Consider the following 16,825-nt stretch of genomic DNA (forward strand, 5'->3'; position numbering starts at 1 on the left):
TTGCCGAGCATCGCCTAGGAGGTCACCACCACTTGACTGTCCACCAGTTCAACGGCGTAGGTGAGTACTGTCACGTCCTCGTTTTCAAGGCACTGGCCGGTGGTCAGATCATAGTGCTGCTTGTAGAGTGGTGAAGCGACGACCAGTCGACCCTGTATATCGCCGACCACACCTCTGGACAGTACGTTGGCCTTGCCGATGGGATCCCAGTTGCCAATGGCATAGACCTGAGGCGCTTCATCGGGCAGGTAAAAAACGGCCACCTGCTGGCCGTCGATCAGTGCACAGATGCCGGAATTTGGTATCAGGTCTTCGTGTTGGCAGATCACCAGCGGGTGTTCAGAAACTCTGTTTTCTGCGGTATTCATCAATAAAGCCTCATTACGCCGATTTGGCCAACAGTTGGTCGGTTTCTTCTTCGGTGGCCGGCCGTGGCTGGCCGCGCTCCTGTACGAAGACCACCCGTTCATCCGCCGCATCAGAGTTGACGAACTGGCGGAAGCGTTTAAGTTTTTCCGGGTCCTCAATGGTGGTTTTCCACTCGCACTGGTAGGTGCCGACAATACTGTTCATCTGTTCCTCCAGTTCGGCACAGATACCCAGCCGGTCGTCGATGACCACCTCCTTCAGGTAGTCGAGACCGCCTTCCAGGTTGTCCAGCCACACCGAGGTGCGCTGCAGACGATCGGCAGTGCGTACATAGAACATCAGGAAACGGTCGATGTACTTGATCAGGGTTTCGTCATTCAGGTCCGTGGCGAACAGGTCGGCGTGGCGGGGCTTCATACCGCCATTGCCGCACAGATAGAGGTTCCAGCCGTGCTCAGTGGCGATCACGCCAAAGTCCTTGGATTGGGCCTCGGCGCACTCGCGGGTGCAGCCGGAAACCGCCGACTTGATCTTGTGGGGGGAACGCAGGCCCTTATAGCGGTCCTCAATGTAGATCGCCATACTGACGCTGTCCTGTACCCCGTAGCGGCACCAGGTGCTGCCGACGCAGGATTTGACCGTACGCAGCGCCTTGCCGTAGGCGTGACCGGTTTCAAAACCGGCGTCGATCAGCTCTTTCCAGATGTCCGGCAACTGATCGACTCTGGCGCCAAACAGGTCGATCCGCTGGCCGCCGGTAATCTTGGTGTAGAGGTTGTATTTCTTGCCCACCTCGCCGAGCACAATCAGTTTGTCCGGGGTGATCTCGCCACCCGGCACCCGCGGCACCACGGAATAGGTACCGTTCTTTTGCATATTGGCCAGGAACGTGTCGTTGGTGTCCTGCAGGCCCACATGCTTCTCTTCGAGAATGTAGTCATTCCAGAGGGAAGCGAGGATGGAGGCCACCGTCGGTTTGCAGATCTCGCAGCCACGACCGCTGCCGTGGTGCTTGATCAGGTCCTCGAAGGATTTGATGGACTCCACTTTGATAATGTGGAACAGCTCCTGGCGGGTGAATTCAAAGTGCTCACAGATGGACTTGTTCACCTCCATGCCGCGGGCAGCCATTTCATCGTCCACAATATTTTTCAGCAGCGCTGCACAGCCGCCACAGCCAGTGCTGGCCGCGGTGCAGGACTTCACATCCGCCAGCGAACAGCAACCGCCGTCGATGGCGCTGATAATGTCGCCTTTGCTGACATTGTGGCAGGAGCAGATCGTCGCCGTGGCGGGCAGGGCCGCCGCGCCCAGCATTGGTGCGCCACCCTCGCTGGCGGGCAGAATCATGGTTTCAGGGTTGGCGGGCAGTTCGATGCCATTGAGGTAATACTGCAGCAGGGTGTCGTAGTCGGAGCAGTCACCCACCAGCACTGCGCCCAGAGCGGCCTTGCCGTCTGCGCTGACAATCAGGCGTTTGTAGACTTCCTCGCGCTCGTCACTGAAGGTATAGGCGATGGCACCCGGAGTTTTGCCGTGGGAATCGCCGATGGACCCCACATCGACACCCAGCAGTTTCAGCTTGGTGCTCATGTCGGCGCCCTGAAAAGCGCTGTGTTCGCCGGTCAACTGACTGACAGCCACCTCCGCCATGCGGTAGCCGGGGGCCACCAGACCGAAAATCATGCCGCCATACAGGGCACATTCACCGATCGCAAAAATGTCCGAATCACTGGTGCGACAGTGGTAGTCGATGGTAATACCACCGCGCGGTCCCACCTCCAGTCCGCAATCTCTGGCCAGCTGGTCCGAGGGACGAATTCCAGCGGAGAACACGATCACATCGGTGGTCAGGGTTTCGCCGTCGGCAAAGTTCATCACCAGGCGGGTGTCCTTGCCATCCGTTTCCTCAATGGTTTGGGTGGCTTTGCTGGTGTGTACCTGAACATCCAGCGCTTCGATTTTGCGGCGCAGCATGGCACTGCCGCCATTGTCGAGCTGCACGCCCATCAGACCGGGGGCAAATTCCACTACGTGGGTTTTCAGGCCGAGATTCTGAAGGGCATTGGCCGCCTCCAGGCCCAGCAGGCCACCGCCGACCACCACCCCGACTTTGGCCTTCTTGCTTCTGGCCTGAATCATGCCGAGATCGTCGATGGTGCGATACACCAGACAGTCGGGCAGGTCGGCCCCGGGAATTGGTGGCACGAAGGGGTAGGAGCCGGTGGCCAGTACCAGTTTGTCGTAACGGAAGCTGCGGCCACCCTCGGTGGTGACTGTTTTGGCTTCCCGGTCAATGGTTGCCACGGCATCGCCGAAGTAGGCATCCACGCCGATGGATTTGTAATGCTCGCGGGTAGTCAGTGCCAGCTCTTCCGGTTTCCGGCCTGCGAAGTATTCCGACAGGTGAACCCGGTCGTAAGCGGGGCGGGGTTCAGCCCCGAGCACGGTGATTTTGGCGGTAACGCCGGATCCGGCCAGTTGTTCCACGTAGTGGTGGCCCACCATTCCATTTCCTATAACGACAATTTTCAACATGTCCTGTTACCTGCTATTGCTTATTTCATTTCGCGTACGATGTCCTGACCGGCCAGGTCACTGAACATCAATTGATTTGCATTGGTGCCCAGTGGCTGCCCGCCGCTGATCAGGGTCTCGTAATGGCTGCACAGACTTTTGTCACCAAACAGCAGGGCAGCCTGCAAGCGGTCATTCTCAATCACCAGACGTCGATAAATACCGGCAGACGGGTCGCTGATCACAATATTGCGTTCACTGCTTCCCGTGTTTAGACGTCCCGCCGAAAACACATCAATCCCCGATACCTTGAGCTGGGTAGAGTGTTCTCTGGGGCGATAACAGGCGGCGTTGCCCAGCAGGGTTTCGGCGAGGACTTTTGCCTGTTCCCAGATCGGCGCAACAATACCCACGGTGGTGTTGTTGTGTTCCGAACACTCACCGAGGGCATAGATATGTTTGATAGACGTATGCATCTGGTCGTCGACGACGATGCCACGGTTGATTTTCAGATCGCTGTCCCTGAATGCCTGCACATTGGGTGAGATACCGGTAGCAAAGATCACCAGCTCGCCCGGTAACCAGTCTCCGTTATCCAGCATCAGGCCGTCTGCCCGTTCGCTGCCGGTAACGGCTTTGGTTCTTACCCCCGTGAGGACAGAGATACCGCGATCTTCAAGGCTTTTTTTCAGCATGGCAGCGGCGGTTGCATCGAGTTGCCGGTTCATCAGGTTGTCGCTGTTGTGCACCACGGTGACATCCAGGCCGAGATGATTCAGGCCATAGGCAGCTTCGAGTCCCAGCAGCCCACCGCCAACTACTACGGCATGCTGACCCTGCCGGGCGAATTCCTGCATGAGAGCGACATCATCAAGGGTGCGAAAGGACATGACACCGGGCAGGTTGTTTCCCTGAATTGATGGCACAACGGGTCTCGAGCCGGTGGCAATCACAATACGGGAAAATTGTGTCTGCCACCCTGAAGCGGTGGTTATGGTCAGATTGCCGGTATCCAGCTGAATCAGCGGGTCGCCGCAACGCAAACGAATATTGTTGACGCGATACCAGTCATCGCTGAGCAATGGCAGACAATTCAGGGTCTTGTCGCCGGTGAGTAACGAGGATAACTGGACGCGGTTATAGGCCTTGACCGGTTCTTCACCAATCATGGTGATTGACCCGGAAAAACCGCTATTTACCAGCGCCTCGGCGAGGCGTGCGCCTGCCATACCGGTTCCGACAATCGCAATAGAATCTGACATTGCTCAGGCTGCTCTGGTTTTGTCGGTACCAGTCGTTGTCTTACCGGTATCGACAGCGGCATCGTCATGTGACGAGGCCGGTTTACATGCCACTTCCTGTAACTTTCTGGCAGCGTCGGTGGGCTTTTTTTCAATTTGCGGGTTTTTCTGCTTGTCGTAGAGAAATTCCAGAACCTGCTGACGGTAGTGAATGAAATCGGCGTCTTCAGCCAGGGCCAGCCTGTCCCGCGGGCGGGGTAAATTGACGTCGAGTATTTCACCAATGGTGGCGGCGGGGCCGTTGGTCATCATGACGATTCGATCCGACAACAAAACGGCCTCATCCACATCGTGGGTAATCATGATCACCGTGTTGCCCAGACTGGTCTGGATTTCCATCAGTGAATCCTGCAGGTGAGCGCGGGTCAGGGCATCCAGTGCGCCAAACGGCTCATCCATCAGCAATACTTTGGGTTGCATGGCCAGACAGCGGGCGATACCGACGCGCTGTTTCATACCGCCGGATATTTCTCCGGGCAGTTTGTGCAGGGCGTGGTCCATGTGAACCAGCGAGAGGTTGTGTTCAATCCACTCGTGCATTTCCGCCTTGTTTTTGGTCTTGCGAAAGACCCTTTTTACCGCCAGTTCGACATTCTGGTACACGGTCAGCCACGGCAACAGGGCATGGTTCTGGAAGACCACTGCCCGGTCGGGTCCCGGTTTGTCGACTTCGCGTCCCTCGAGAATGACGCCGCCCTCGCTGGCCTCATAGAGACCGGCGATGATGTTCAATACCGTGGACTTGCCGCAGCCGGAGTGGCCAATCAGCGAGACAAACTGGCCCTTGTCGATTGATAGGTCGACATCCTGCAGGGCGCGAAACGGTTCACCATCGGTGGCAAACTCGATGCCGATATGGCTGATTTCCAGATAGGGGTTTTTCATAAGTTGCTCCTTGACTGCTGTCCGCCGCTGTTAGCGGAGAATTGCCTGTTTGTCCCAGCTGATACGTTTCTGAAGGAGCAGCATGAGGCGATCCAGCAGAAAACCGATCAGTCCAATGGTCACCACAGCCACCATAATGCGACCCAGCGAATCCGATGAGCCGTTCTGAAACTCATCCCAGATAAATTTGCCCAAACCGGGGTTCTGGGCCAGCATTTCGGCGGCAATCAATACCATCCAGCCAGTGGCCAGTGATAACCGCATGCCGGTGAAAATCATGGGTATGGCGGAGGGGATAACAATTTTTCGGACATGTACCAGCGAAGGCAGTTGCAGAACCCGGCTGACGTTGACCAGATCGCGATCGATACTGGTGACACCCACTGTAGTGTTGATTACGGTGGGCCAAAGGCAACAGAGGGCCACTGTAAATGCGGAGGTCAGAAAGGCCTTTTCAAACATGGGGTCATCGGTGACATAAAGGGCCGATACCACCATCGTCACAAGCGGTAGCCATGCCAGGGGTGAGACCGGCTTGAATGTCTGGATGATCGGGTTGACCGACTGGTACACCTTTTCACTCAAGCCGCAGACGATGCCCAGAGGCACCGCAATCACTGTGGCGATCAGAAATCCGAAAGACACGGTATAGAGGCTGGTTATCACCTGATCCAGGAAGGTGGCTTTACCGGTATAACTGCGAATTTTCACTTCCGCATCGGGATTCTGGGCCAGCCGTTTGGCATTTCTGTCTTCCTGCCGCTGATAGAATGCGGCTGCTTTCTCCCGCTCCCGTTGGTGCTCGGCCAGCAAACCCTTGGATTGCTCCCAGACCTGAACCGGTCCCGGAAACTGTCCCAGTGAGGTATTGATGTTGTTGGCGACACCCTGCCAGAGCATTAAAAAAATCAGGATGCCCGCAAGGGGCAGGGCGAGGGTTTTACCTACAGTGCGGGCAATACTGCTCAGTTGTGAGATAGAGAAACGGGCGATTCCCTGTTCATTCCTGAAAATAGCAGCAAGGTCAGTCATGTAATAGATCCTTCGGTGGCTAACGGGCAGCCTGGACTGCCCATGTTTTACTTAAGGTTTAGTGTTGCCCATCAGAGCGTTTCGTCTTTCAGGCCAATGGAAAACTTCTCCAGGTAAGCATTGGGTTGCGTGCCATCGAACGTGATGTTGTCGATAAACTCTGGTTGAGGCGGTTTGAAGCCGGATTCGCTGTCCAGGTCCGGGAAATCCTCTGCAGACATGAGTCCTTCGGCAATCAATGCTTTGGCAGCGGTGGCATAGATGTCTGGGAGATAGACTTTCCTGGCGGTCTCGAAATACCACTCATCACTTTTGGGCTCGGCAATCTGTCCCCAGCGGCGCATCTGGGTTAAATACCAGACGGCATCGGAGTAATAGGGGTAGGTGGCAAAATGACGGAAGAACACATTGAAGTCGGGCACGTCGCGTTTATCACCCTTCTCGTATTCAAAGGTTCCCGTCATGCTATTGGCAATGACGTCATAATCCGCACCGACGTATTCCGAACGGGAGAGGATTTCAACGGCTTCCGGGCGGTTGGCATTGTTGTTTTCATCCAGCCACTTGGCGGCACGCAGCATGGCCTTGACTAAACGGGCAGTGGTGTTCGGGTACTTCTCGGTAAATTCCTTGGTCATGCCAAAGACTTTTTCCGGGTTGTTTTTCCAGATCTCATAATCCGTGATGACTGGAACCCCGATACCCATGAATACCGCTTGCTGGTTCCACGGCTCACCGACGCAGTAGCCGTGAATGGTGCCAGCCTCAAGGGTGGCGGGCATCTGAGGTGGAGGCGTGACAGACAGTAGGGCTTCGGCATTGATATTGCCGCTGGTATCGCCCTTGTGTGGTGCGTAGAAGCCGGGATGAATCCCGCCGGCCGCCAGCCAGTAGCGCAACTCGTAGTTGTGCGTGGAGACCGGGAAAACCATGCCCATTTTAAATGGCGTGCCCTGCGCCCGCATTTGATCGACCACCGGCTTCAGATAGTCGGCTTTGATCGGGTGGACCGGTTTGCCCTCAGCCATTGGTACGTGGGCTTTCATTTTCTCCCAGACAGCATTGGAAACGGTAATACCATTTCCGTTGAGGTCCATACTGAACGGCGTAACGATGTGGGCCTTGGTGCCAAAGCCGATGGTGGCCGCCAGGGGCTGGCCAGCAAGCATGTGGGCGCCATCGAGTTTGCCGTCGATAACCCCATCCAATAGCACTTTCCAGTTAGCCTGCGCTTCAATGGTGACGTAAAGCCCCTCATCCTCGAAATAACCGTTTTCGTAGGCGATAGCGATAGGTGCCATGTCCGTGAGTTTGATAAAGCCAAACTTGAGCTCGTCCTTTTCAGGTGGTCCCAGTTCCGCATGTGCCCAGCTGCCCATGACCAAAAAGGACAGGGTCAACAGGATCCATTGTGGAAATTTCAATCTTTTCTGTACCGGGGAGTCTTGAAGATTGCTGTTCATTTAACGGGTACCTCAACTGTGAATGTCACTTGCATAAAAAAAGCCCACCTGCCGGTTTTATGTGCAGGGGGGCTTCATTGCCCTTAATACCATTGGACAGGTATTAGTCGGTGCGTTATTGGTGTCTTATCTATAGATATACAAAATGTATGCCAAATAAGAAAGTCGGCAAAAACAAGGTGTTGAGATGAGAGGTGAGGGAGTAACCGGGCTGGCCGGCACAATTATGGGGCGCTTTTCAGTCAGGCTGCACCAAGAGGTGACCTTGGGCCTGGTTGTTGCGGGGAGGGCTAGTCGTCGCGATTTTCTTGCAGCATTTGGGGCGATACCATCAGGTCGCTACCCAATTCAATCTGATCGTTAAACCAATAGGGCTCAGCATGGGTCCCTTCACTCTTGTGGTCCTGATCCGGTGTGGGGTAACCCAGCAACCGGGCAGCTTCGCGGTATAAATCTGTCCGGAAACACTGTTGCGTGATAGACACTATTTTGTCGCGATCGAAAACCTTGCCCAGCAGCGGTTCACAGTGATGCAGAAGAAATTCCGCCTGGGATCGCCATGGAAAGCCGGCACTGTAACTGGCAAAAACGTGGAAATTCGGGTGGTGTTCAGCTGCACATCCGCGGTCGTAGACCAGGTTGCCGGTCAGTGATGGCCGCAAATAGTTGGTGGGTAAATCCAGGTAGTCCGGGCGAGTCAACATTTGCACAGTCGCTTCACGGTTGCCCATGTCGGCCAGCCACTGACAGGCCTCCATCAATGCCAACCGCAACCGGAGGTGAGTGGCGGGATTGCGGGTATGCCATTCCTCCATGACACCCAATACTTTTTCCGGTGCATTGTTCCAGACGTGGAACCCTGTGGTAGCCAGTACGCCGACACCATATTCCACCGCGATACTGTTCCAGGGTTCCCCGGCACAGAAACCGTCAATTACGCCCTGAGCCAGGCTATCCACCATCTGTTCCGGTGGCAGCACGATCACCCTGACATCGCGATCCGGATCAATACCCCCTGCCTCGAGACACATCCGAAGCAATTGTGTGTGCGTGGAGAAAGAGTGAACAGTAGCGAGGGTAATTGTCTGGTTGCTGGGCTGTTTATCCAATACTTTTTTGAGCGCCCTGGCACTTGCCAGGGGTTGGTTAGGCTGCAGGGGAATGTCTGACTGATTGACCATTTGTTCCCAGAGGGGGCGGGACAGGGTAATCCCGTTACCGTTGAGCGATAGCACCAATCCGGTGACAATCGGTGCGCGTATCCCCGCAGCCCCCAGTGTTGTCACCAGCGGCATGGGTGCCAGCATCTGACAGGCATCAAAATTCCCGGCAATCAGTTTATCGCGGATATTGGCCCATGAGACTTCTCTGCAAAGTGTTACATCCAGGCCGTATTTGGCAAAAAGCCCCAGTTCCTGGGCGATGATCAACGGCGCGCTGTCACTCAGCCGCATATAGCCGATATTAAGGTTCTGCCGTTCGCCGGCCGGTAATTTATGGGTCGTCGTCTGCATGATTATCTCGCGTTGTTACTGGGCTTTCCCAGAATATTAATCACTGACCGAGCCGCCTCGGGCAAACTCTGGTTGGTGTCCATCGAGAGTGTCCGCAAGGTTTTGTGTGCCTTGTCTTCGCTGATGCCACGTTGAGCCATCAGCAGTTGTTTTGCCTCTTCTATCACAGACTGACTGGCAAGCTTGGTGCGTGCGTCATCCAGGGCCTTGCGCAGGGACTGGTAGGACTTGAACTGGGCAATGGCCAGATCAATAACCGGTTTGACCCGGTCCGGGTTCAGCTCATCCATCAGGTAGGCAGTCACTCCGGCGTCCACGGCCTGTTCGATAAAAGCGGGATCTTCTTCATGGGAAAACATGACTACCGGTCTCGGATTGTGGTGGTTGACCACCGAGAGACTCTCCAGCACATCACGACCGGGCGACTGAATGTCGATTAATACCAGGTCTGGTTGATGCTGTTCAATCTGGAACAGTAGACCGGTTGCCGATGGCAACCGCGAAATGACTTCAAAACCGGAATCCCGGAGTTTTTCTTCGACGCTGGCAGATCGTTCGACATGGTCATCGACCAGCATGATGCGAATGGGGTCCCTGGCTGAAGGTGGTGTCATGGTGCTCTATTTGAAGTAATTCGTTGGGAGGATAAATTTAAAAAGGCAAAAAAATCAGTGGCAGGAGAATCATAGCCCGCCACTGAGAGAGATGCCACGGTGATGTTCCGGGATCAGAACTTCACATTGACTGAAAACCAGATTTTGTCGGTGTCCTGAGAAAACTCATCGGCATCATATTTGGCGTACTTCAGCTCAACGCCGACATATTTGTTGATCGGGTAGCTTGCCACGGCATTATATTCCTCGCCATAGTCGGCGCTGCCCTCATCCGCGGAATAATCGTGGTAGAAAAACGCCAGATTGGTTTTGCCAACGCTGCCGGTCATCTTGAAGTAAATATCCTCGATACCATCGGCAGGTGTGACCAGAAACTGATCCGCCCAGCCCTGAAACTTGTGCAGGGTGGCGAGGGGCGTGCCGAAGGCTTTCATCCCGTCATCACTGCCCAGTAATTCATAGCCGATGCCCAGGCCAATGCCTTTGATCTTTGTACCGACTTCAGCCATGTAATAGTCGGCGTCGTAATCAATTGGCCCATCGGCATAGTCGGTCTGGCTGGCGGCACTGGCTGCCAGGGTGACGGGACCAACGGCACCACTGTACTCAATACCATAGGTCTGCGATGAATTGGCCGCTGCATTGTCAAAATCCAGCAGATAGGCAAAGGCGGCCAGCTTATAACCTTCCATTGGCGAAAATGACAGGTAGAGCGCATGAGAGTCAGAGTCGTAGCGACGCGGTTGTGCGCCACCGGTATCGGGCCCAAAAATTCGGTTTACGTCCCAGATATAGCTGTAATCCAATGTGACTGGCCCGATGGGCAATTGCACCCGTACAGAGTCATAGGTCTGTTCGTTCTGGCGCCAGCCGACACCGCCGACAAACCGCTGGCCGGAATGGAGAATGCGCTGGCGACCGGCTGTACCGGTAAAGCCATCTTGTTGATACTTGAGATAGACCTGATTGATATCGGTGCCATCCGGATCGGCAACAATGGGATATTCACCGACTTTCCCGTTGGAGGGTGTCGCGTAGTTCTCGCCGCCAATATGGCTTACGTCATCGACTTCCAGCAGGCCGGAAAAGCCATGATAGCTGGCCGAAGTCCAGGTTATGCGGGACTTTAGTGTGGATGCATTGGCATTTTTCTCGGCATTTTCATCATCTACATGCTCAAATCGATACCGGAAAGTAAAACTGGTATCACTCTCGGTGAATATTTCTGAAAAACTGGTGGCTTCTTCAGCGCTCGCCATCAGTAAAGGGTGTAGGCCAAACAGCAATGCAAAAACAGAAAGTCGAATAGATCTCGGTTTCATGTGAAATTCCTCGAGTTTGTTTTCCCCAAAACAAAAATAAAAAAGCCCGTACGCAGGATGGTGCGCACGGGCTTCATTACCCAGTAGGATGTTGTGTCAAACAGTTATAAGCATAACCCGTGCCATATATCGAATAGTGGCTTTTTTAGTGGTTATGGTTGGCCTGTAGGGCATCCGACGGGGAATTTTTGTTTAAATTTGGTGCGATAAAGATGCGGGTGCGGAGTAATTTGGGGCAAAAAAAGGACTCTGTTCATTGGCACTTGTCTGATAGCAACAGCGGATGATTTGGCGGGATGAAACATGTCTCCATGCTTGCCATGGATAAGGTGTGGCCGAGTTAATAATGATGGACTATAAAACAACCCCGGTTATCAGATAGCCGGGGTTGTCGGGTACCGGAAATGCTATTTATCGGCTTTATTGCAATGCAGGCGACGTTTTTCCTTCCATTTCGCTTTCATTCGCGCCTTGGCTTCCATGGCTTCGGCTTTGCTCACCAGGCCGTCGCCATCCGCGTCCATCGCGTTGAAGTGGGCCATGCGTTCTTCCATTTTTTTCCGGAGGCCCGCTTCATACTCGGCCTTTGATATATTGCCGTCCTGGTCAGTATCCATATTTTGAAACATGGAACCGGTATAACTTTTTCTATCACCGGAGTTGTCGGGCTTTGTGGTTGGCTCGGCGAAGCTGGATGTGGCAAGAGCAATGCCCGCCAGTAACAGGAGTAGTCGCATGGTATTTCCTCATTGGTTATTTAAAGACGTGCTGCTTTAAACGCCAGAATGGGGATTCGGTTGACTGCACGACGTGAAAGCTTTGAAGAAAGCGCTTCACCGGTACAACAGGATGCTCACCGGGAGGTATTCTTTGCACCCTGCCGGTCGAGAATATGCTCGACCTCGTCCATCAACCGGGTCATTCGTTGAATCATGGGGTGATACGCGGCTGGATCAGCCAGATCCACCCCCGAGTTTCTGAGTAGCCGGTAAGGGTAGTCAGACCCACCCGCCTGAAGAATGTCCAGGTACTGTTGCCGTGCTTCTTCGCCACCGGTTGCAATGCGACCTACCAGGTTGTAGGCGGCAACCATGGACGTTGCATACTGATAGACAGAGAAGTTGCGGTAGAAATGTGAAACGGAGGCCCATTCCACGGTATAGGGTTCATCAACTTGCATGATCCCCATGTTGTGGCCGGCATGACGTTTCTGGATAGTCCCATACAGCGTATTCAATTTATCGCCTGACAGATTGCCGCCGCTCTCAACCTGCTCATGGATAGCCAGTTCGAATTCAGCGAACTGGGCCTGTCGAAAAAAAGCACTTCGCAGAAGATTCAGTTCGCGAAACAGGTAAAACAGTTTTTCATCGTCACTTGATGCGTTGTCGCGCAGATAATCAAAAAGCAGTAGTTCATTAACCGTCGCGGGGATTTCCGAAATAAAACTGGAATAGGCCGACTTGCTGAAGGGTTGGTGACTGTTGGCCATCAGGGAGTGCATGGCGTGCCCCCACTCGTGAGCAAAGGTGCTGACAGAATCAAAGGTGCCCTCAAAATTCAACATCAGGAAAGGGTGGACGTCATAGGCGGCTCCCATCACGTAGGCACCCTTGCGCTTGTCTGGCGCCGGATAGGCGTGCAGCCAGCGTTGTTTGAGGGCCTCGTTGAGTTGTTCGACATAGTCGCTGCCGAGAGGCGTGAGTGCGGCCTGTGTCAGGGTGGCGGCCTGCTCCAGTGTAAATTCTCGGGGCAGGGTGACCGCGGGTGTGTAGAGGTCGTAGTAACGGGATTCCCCGAGGCCGAGCATTCGTTGCCGCAGTCCGAGCAGGCGGTGCAGGGATGTGAGGTGCTCATTGGCGGCAGACAACAGTGTCCGGTAAACCGCTTCAGGAATGTTGTCCTGGGACAGGGCGCGATCCAGGGATGAATCGAAACCGCGCACCCGGGCTATCATCGCCTCTTTTTTTACCTGTCCCTCCAGAGTGAGGGCAAGGGTCTGACGAAAATGCTGGTAGGTTCCCCAGAAAAGCTCAAATACCTGTTTTCTGTCGTTGCGGTTTGCCGATGCCCGGTGGACTTCATAGGCCATCGGGTCGAGAGTGACTTTTGTGTCATCCGATAGGGTGATTTCCGGCCAGGGAATGTCGTTGTTGACCAGCACGCTGTAGGTACTTGAGGTAGATTGCAGTGCCTCTGAGGCCGCTCTGAGAACGTGCTCACCCTCTTCACTGAGAATATGTTCAGATTGACGCAGGATATTGCGGATAAAAAAATCGTGCTCTTGAAGTCGTGTGCTTTCATCGAGGTAGCGGTTAAGAGTTGCTTCTCTGATCTGACTGAGTTCCTGCTTTACAAAACGTGTGGCTGCTGTGAACTCGACAAGCAATTCCTGGGCAACTGACGCCCGTTCCCGATACTGGATGCTGCTCTGGTTGGTGTCTTTATTCAGAAAGGCATAAACGTAAAGCCTGAGCACGGCTTTGTAGGTGTCGCTAACCCGGTTCAGGCAGTCTGCCAACACGTTCGCGCTGTCATCGAGAACACCTTCGCATTCACCAATGGCACTGATTTGTGCGGTGGCATTATCCCGTGCGTCATCCCAGCTGGCGACATCCGGATACAGGTCGGAGAGATCCCAGACGGAAGCAGGCTCTTCCGGCTTGGGTGCCGGTAAAGGATCAGTGATTGGTTCAGCCGGTGTCTGCATTGTCATCGCGAGCAGACAAAGACCGAGGTATCGTTTCATGATTGTGAATCCGGAAAAATTTTATCGACTTTGCATTCTAGGGAACCGTTCGCCAGCCGTGTGGTAATGCTATCGCCGATTTGTACGGTTGCTACGCCCCGCAATATGTTGTGCTGCTGGTCTGTAACAATAGCATACCCGCGTTCCAGCGTTTTCAGCGGGCTCACGGCATTGAGCAGTTGTGACGCGTTGTACCACCGGATTTTCTTTTGCTCGAGCAGGGTGCCGAAGGCGCGTTCCAGCCGGCGAGTCAGCAAATTCAGGCTGTCGCTCAAATAGTCGATTCGATTACCGGGACCTGCTTGTTCCAGACGCGCACGCAAATGCTGTAAGTGCGTATCCAGCTGTTGATGTTGTCCCCAGGTGGTTCGGACCAGTCGCGCTTGCAGGCCCTGCAGTTGTTGCTCCTGCTGATTGAGGCGCTCTCCGGGATCCCGCAATTGACGAGTCAGGCTGTCCAGGCGTTGCGAAGTAGATTGCAGTCGCCGCGAAATGGTTTCGCAAAGTAACTTTTCATAACCGCGCAACTGGTTGAGCAGTTTGTTGCCGTCGGGACTCAATACTTCGGCTGCAGCGGATGGGGTTGGTGCGCGGTAGTCAGCAACGAAGTCACTAATCGTGAAATCAATCTCATGGCCCACCGCACTCACAATCGGAATTCGGCTGCGGTAAATTGCTCTGGCGACAACCTCTTCGTTAAAAGGCCAGAGATCCTCGATGGAACCGCCGCCACGGCCGACAATCAGTACATCACAATAATTATCGTCATTGGCCAGCTCAATGGCCGCTGCGATCTGTGCGGCAGCGGCTTTTCCCTGAACCAGCGCAGGGTAAACTCTCACTGCGATGGCCGGAAAGCGGCGTTTCAGCACCGAGAGAATGTCCTTCAGGGCCGCGCCGGTAGGGGATGTGATGATACCCAGCCGCTGCGGCTGAGTCGGCAGTGGCTGTTTGTGTCGGTCGTTAAAGAGCCCTTCGGCATGCAGGCGCTGTTTCAGTGCATCAAATTGACGCTGCAATGCCCCGAAACCGGCTTCTTCGAGGTGTTCAACAATCAACTGATAGTCACCGCGGCCTTCATACAGGCTGACCCTGCAACGGGCCAGCACATGGTTGCCGTGGTCTGGCCGGAAACGGACATGAGCATTTCGATTGGCAAACATCGCACAGCGGACCTGGGCCTGTTCGTCCTTGAGCGTGAAATACCAGTGTCCGGAGCCGGGGCGGGAGAAGTTGGATATTTCACCCTCAACCCAGACCAGAGGAAAGTGGGTTTCAAGCAACTGTCTGGCGCGACGGTTCAGTTGGGTAACAGTTAAAGTGATTGGTATGTCAGGCATAGCGCATTGTCCATCACCGGCGAATCGAGTCAATTTAAATAATAGTCCCCGGCTATAACCGATGGTCGCCAGAGCTATTGAAAAAAGTATTTTTTAGCCGACCATGCCTTTATAATAGCGCGCTTACTTTTATCCTTGAGCTATGGCACGGTAACGATCCACTGTCTGAGGCACAAGCGCTGAAATCCATTCCCCTGACGAGGTAAGCCATCCTGATGTTGCGAATCGCAGAAGAAGCTCTCACCTTCGATGACGTATTGCTGGTACCCGGTTACTCCGACATTACCGCAAAAGATGTTTCTCTTAAAAGCCGCCTGACGCGGAACATTGGACTGAATATCCCGCTCGTCTCTGCCGCGATGGATACCGTTACCGAGGCGCGACTCGCCATCGCGCTCGCCCAGGAAGGTGGTATCGGTATTATTCACAAAAGCATGTCCATTGAAAAACAGGCCCTGGAAGTGCGCGCCGTCAAGAAGTTCGAAAGCGGTGTGGTCAAAGATCCGATAACCATAGATGCTTCTGCCCCCGTCAGTGCCTTGCTGTCCCTGACCCGTGAACACAATATCTCCGGTGTGCCCGTGTTGGATAACGGGGAGCTGGTGGGTATTGTCACCCGCCGCGATGTTCGTTTTGAACCCAGTCTGGATTTGCCGGTATCGGCGATCATGACGCCCAAGGATAGACTGGTAACCGTGCGGGAAGGGGCCAATGCAGACGAGATCAAAGCGCTGCTGCACAGGCACCGTATTGAAAAAGTACTGGTCGTAAACGCCGATTTCGAGCTACGTGGACTGATTACCGTCAAGGACATCGATAAAGCTGAAAAATACCCCAATGCCTGTAAGGATGATCAGGGCAGATTGCGGGTAGGGGCCTCCGTGGGCACCAGTGCTGATACCGATGAACGTATTATCGCCCTGGTTCGGGAGGGGGTGGATGTGCTGGTAGTGGATACTGCCCACGGTCACTCTCGCAATGTGATCAACCGGGTACGTCAGATCAAGGCCCAGCACCCTGAGGTCGATGTGATCGGCGGCAATATTGCCACGGCCGAGGCCGCTTTGGCGCTGGCCAAAGCCGGTGCGGACGGTATCAAGGTGGGTATTGGCCCCGGGTCGATTTGCACCACGCGCATTGTAACCGGTATCGGTGTGCCACAAATTTCTGCCGTTGCGAATGTGGTTGAAGCGTTGGCAAGTTATCAGATACCCGTTATAGCCGACGGGGGTATCCGTTTTTCAGGCGATATCGCCAAAGCGCTGGTCGCCGGTGCCCATGCGGTCATGATGGGCTCGATGTTTGCCGGCACGGAAGAAGCGCCCGGTGAGATAGAGCTGTATCAGGGGCGAACCTATAAATCCTATCGCGGCATGGGATCCATGGGGGCAATGTCCCAGACCAGCGGTTCCAGCGACCGTTATTTTCAGGATGCGAGCCAGGGTACTGAAAAACTGGTGCCTGAGGGTATTGAAGGCCGCGTTCCCTACAAAGGTCCGTTATCGGCGATCATTCATCAGTTGATGGGTGGCGTGCGTTCAGCCATGGGTTACACCGGCAGTGTGGATATTGAAACCCTGCGCAGCAAACCCAGTTTCGTCAGGGTGACTTCTGCGGGGATGAGTGAAAGTCACGTGCACGATGTCTCCATCACCAAGGAAGCGCCAAATTACCGGCGTGAATAGATGGGATCCCCGGTTGACTAAAATGACCCGACAG

General features: G+C 54.4%; 13 protein-coding genes. 1 reads left to right on the plus strand and 12 read right to left on the minus strand.

Translation table 11 applies throughout. The features are described 5' to 3' along the window. Positions 1-14: 14 nt before the first annotated feature. From nirD to xseA, 12 genes are all read right to left on the minus strand, one after another. Entirely contained in the window at positions 15-368 is a 354-nt protein-coding gene (nirD, locus tag AACZ64_RS03010) for a nitrite reductase small subunit NirD (protein ID WP_293614983.1), read from the minus strand. A 13-nt stretch (positions 369-381) separates the two neighbouring features. Next, positions 382-2,907 carry a nitrite reductase large subunit NirB gene (nirB, locus tag AACZ64_RS03015; protein WP_339639674.1) on the minus strand — a complete coding sequence of 842 codons (2,526 nt, stop codon included), beginning with the start codon at positions 2,905-2,907 and terminating at the stop codon, positions 382-384. 20 nt (positions 2,908-2,927) lie between these two features. Further along, positions 2,928-4,148, minus strand: coding sequence for an FAD-dependent oxidoreductase (locus tag AACZ64_RS03020; protein ID WP_293614985.1), 1,221 nt, complete (start codon positions 4,146-4,148; stop codon positions 2,928-2,930). 3 nt (positions 4,149-4,151) lie between these two features. Then, positions 4,152-5,072, minus strand: coding sequence for an ABC transporter ATP-binding protein (locus AACZ64_RS03025; RefSeq protein ID WP_339639676.1), 921 nt, complete (start codon positions 5,070-5,072; stop codon positions 4,152-4,154). A 30-nt stretch (positions 5,073-5,102) separates the two neighbouring features. Further along, positions 5,103-6,104 (minus strand): ABC transporter permease, encoded by a 1,002-nt coding sequence (locus AACZ64_RS03030; RefSeq protein ID WP_293614988.1) that lies wholly within the window; start codon positions 6,102-6,104, stop codon positions 5,103-5,105. A gap of 71 nt (positions 6,105-6,175) precedes the next feature. Continuing rightward, the gene (locus AACZ64_RS03035; RefSeq protein WP_339639712.1) at positions 6,176-7,483 is read right to left on the minus strand and encodes a CmpA/NrtA family ABC transporter substrate-binding protein; all 1,308 of its coding nucleotides are present in this window, start codon (positions 7,481-7,483) and stop codon (positions 6,176-6,178) included. A gap of 374 nt (positions 7,484-7,857) precedes the next feature. Beyond that, positions 7,858-9,081, minus strand: coding sequence for a CmpA/NrtA family ABC transporter substrate-binding protein (locus tag AACZ64_RS03040; RefSeq protein ID WP_293614990.1), 1,224 nt, complete (start codon positions 9,079-9,081; stop codon positions 7,858-7,860). Positions 9,082-9,083: 2 nt separating this feature from the next. Next, the gene (locus AACZ64_RS03045) at positions 9,084-9,695 is read right to left on the minus strand and encodes an ANTAR domain-containing protein (protein ID WP_293614991.1); all 612 of its coding nucleotides are present in this window, start codon (positions 9,693-9,695) and stop codon (positions 9,084-9,086) included. Positions 9,696-9,808: 113 nt separating this feature from the next. Continuing rightward, positions 9,809-11,017, minus strand: coding sequence for an alginate export family protein (locus tag AACZ64_RS03050; protein ID WP_293614992.1), 1,209 nt, complete (start codon positions 11,015-11,017; stop codon positions 9,809-9,811). Positions 11,018-11,424: 407 nt separating this feature from the next. Next, complete coding sequence (locus AACZ64_RS03055; RefSeq protein ID WP_293614993.1) at positions 11,425-11,754, minus strand: hypothetical protein; 330 nt, start codon at positions 11,752-11,754, stop codon at positions 11,425-11,427. Between the two features lie 116 nt (positions 11,755-11,870). Then, positions 11,871-13,766, minus strand: coding sequence for a M3 family oligoendopeptidase (locus AACZ64_RS03060; protein ID WP_293614994.1), 1,896 nt, complete (start codon positions 13,764-13,766; stop codon positions 11,871-11,873). Further along, entirely contained in the window at positions 13,763-15,106 is a 1,344-nt protein-coding gene (xseA, locus tag AACZ64_RS03065) for an exodeoxyribonuclease VII large subunit (RefSeq protein WP_293614995.1), read from the minus strand. The genes AACZ64_RS03060 and xseA overlap by 4 nt, the downstream gene beginning before the upstream one ends. 215 nt (positions 15,107-15,321) lie before the next feature. Here xseA and guaB point away from each other — a divergent pair, with 215 nt between their 5' ends. After that, positions 15,322-16,791 carry an IMP dehydrogenase gene (gene guaB / locus AACZ64_RS03070; protein ID WP_293614997.1) on the plus strand — a complete coding sequence of 490 codons (1,470 nt, stop codon included), beginning with the start codon at positions 15,322-15,324 and terminating at the stop codon, positions 16,789-16,791. Positions 16,792-16,825 lie beyond the last annotated feature (34 nt).

This window comes from uncultured Porticoccus sp. (assembly GCF_963975625.1).
Taxonomy (GTDB): Bacteria; Pseudomonadota; Gammaproteobacteria; order Pseudomonadales; family Porticoccaceae; genus Porticoccus.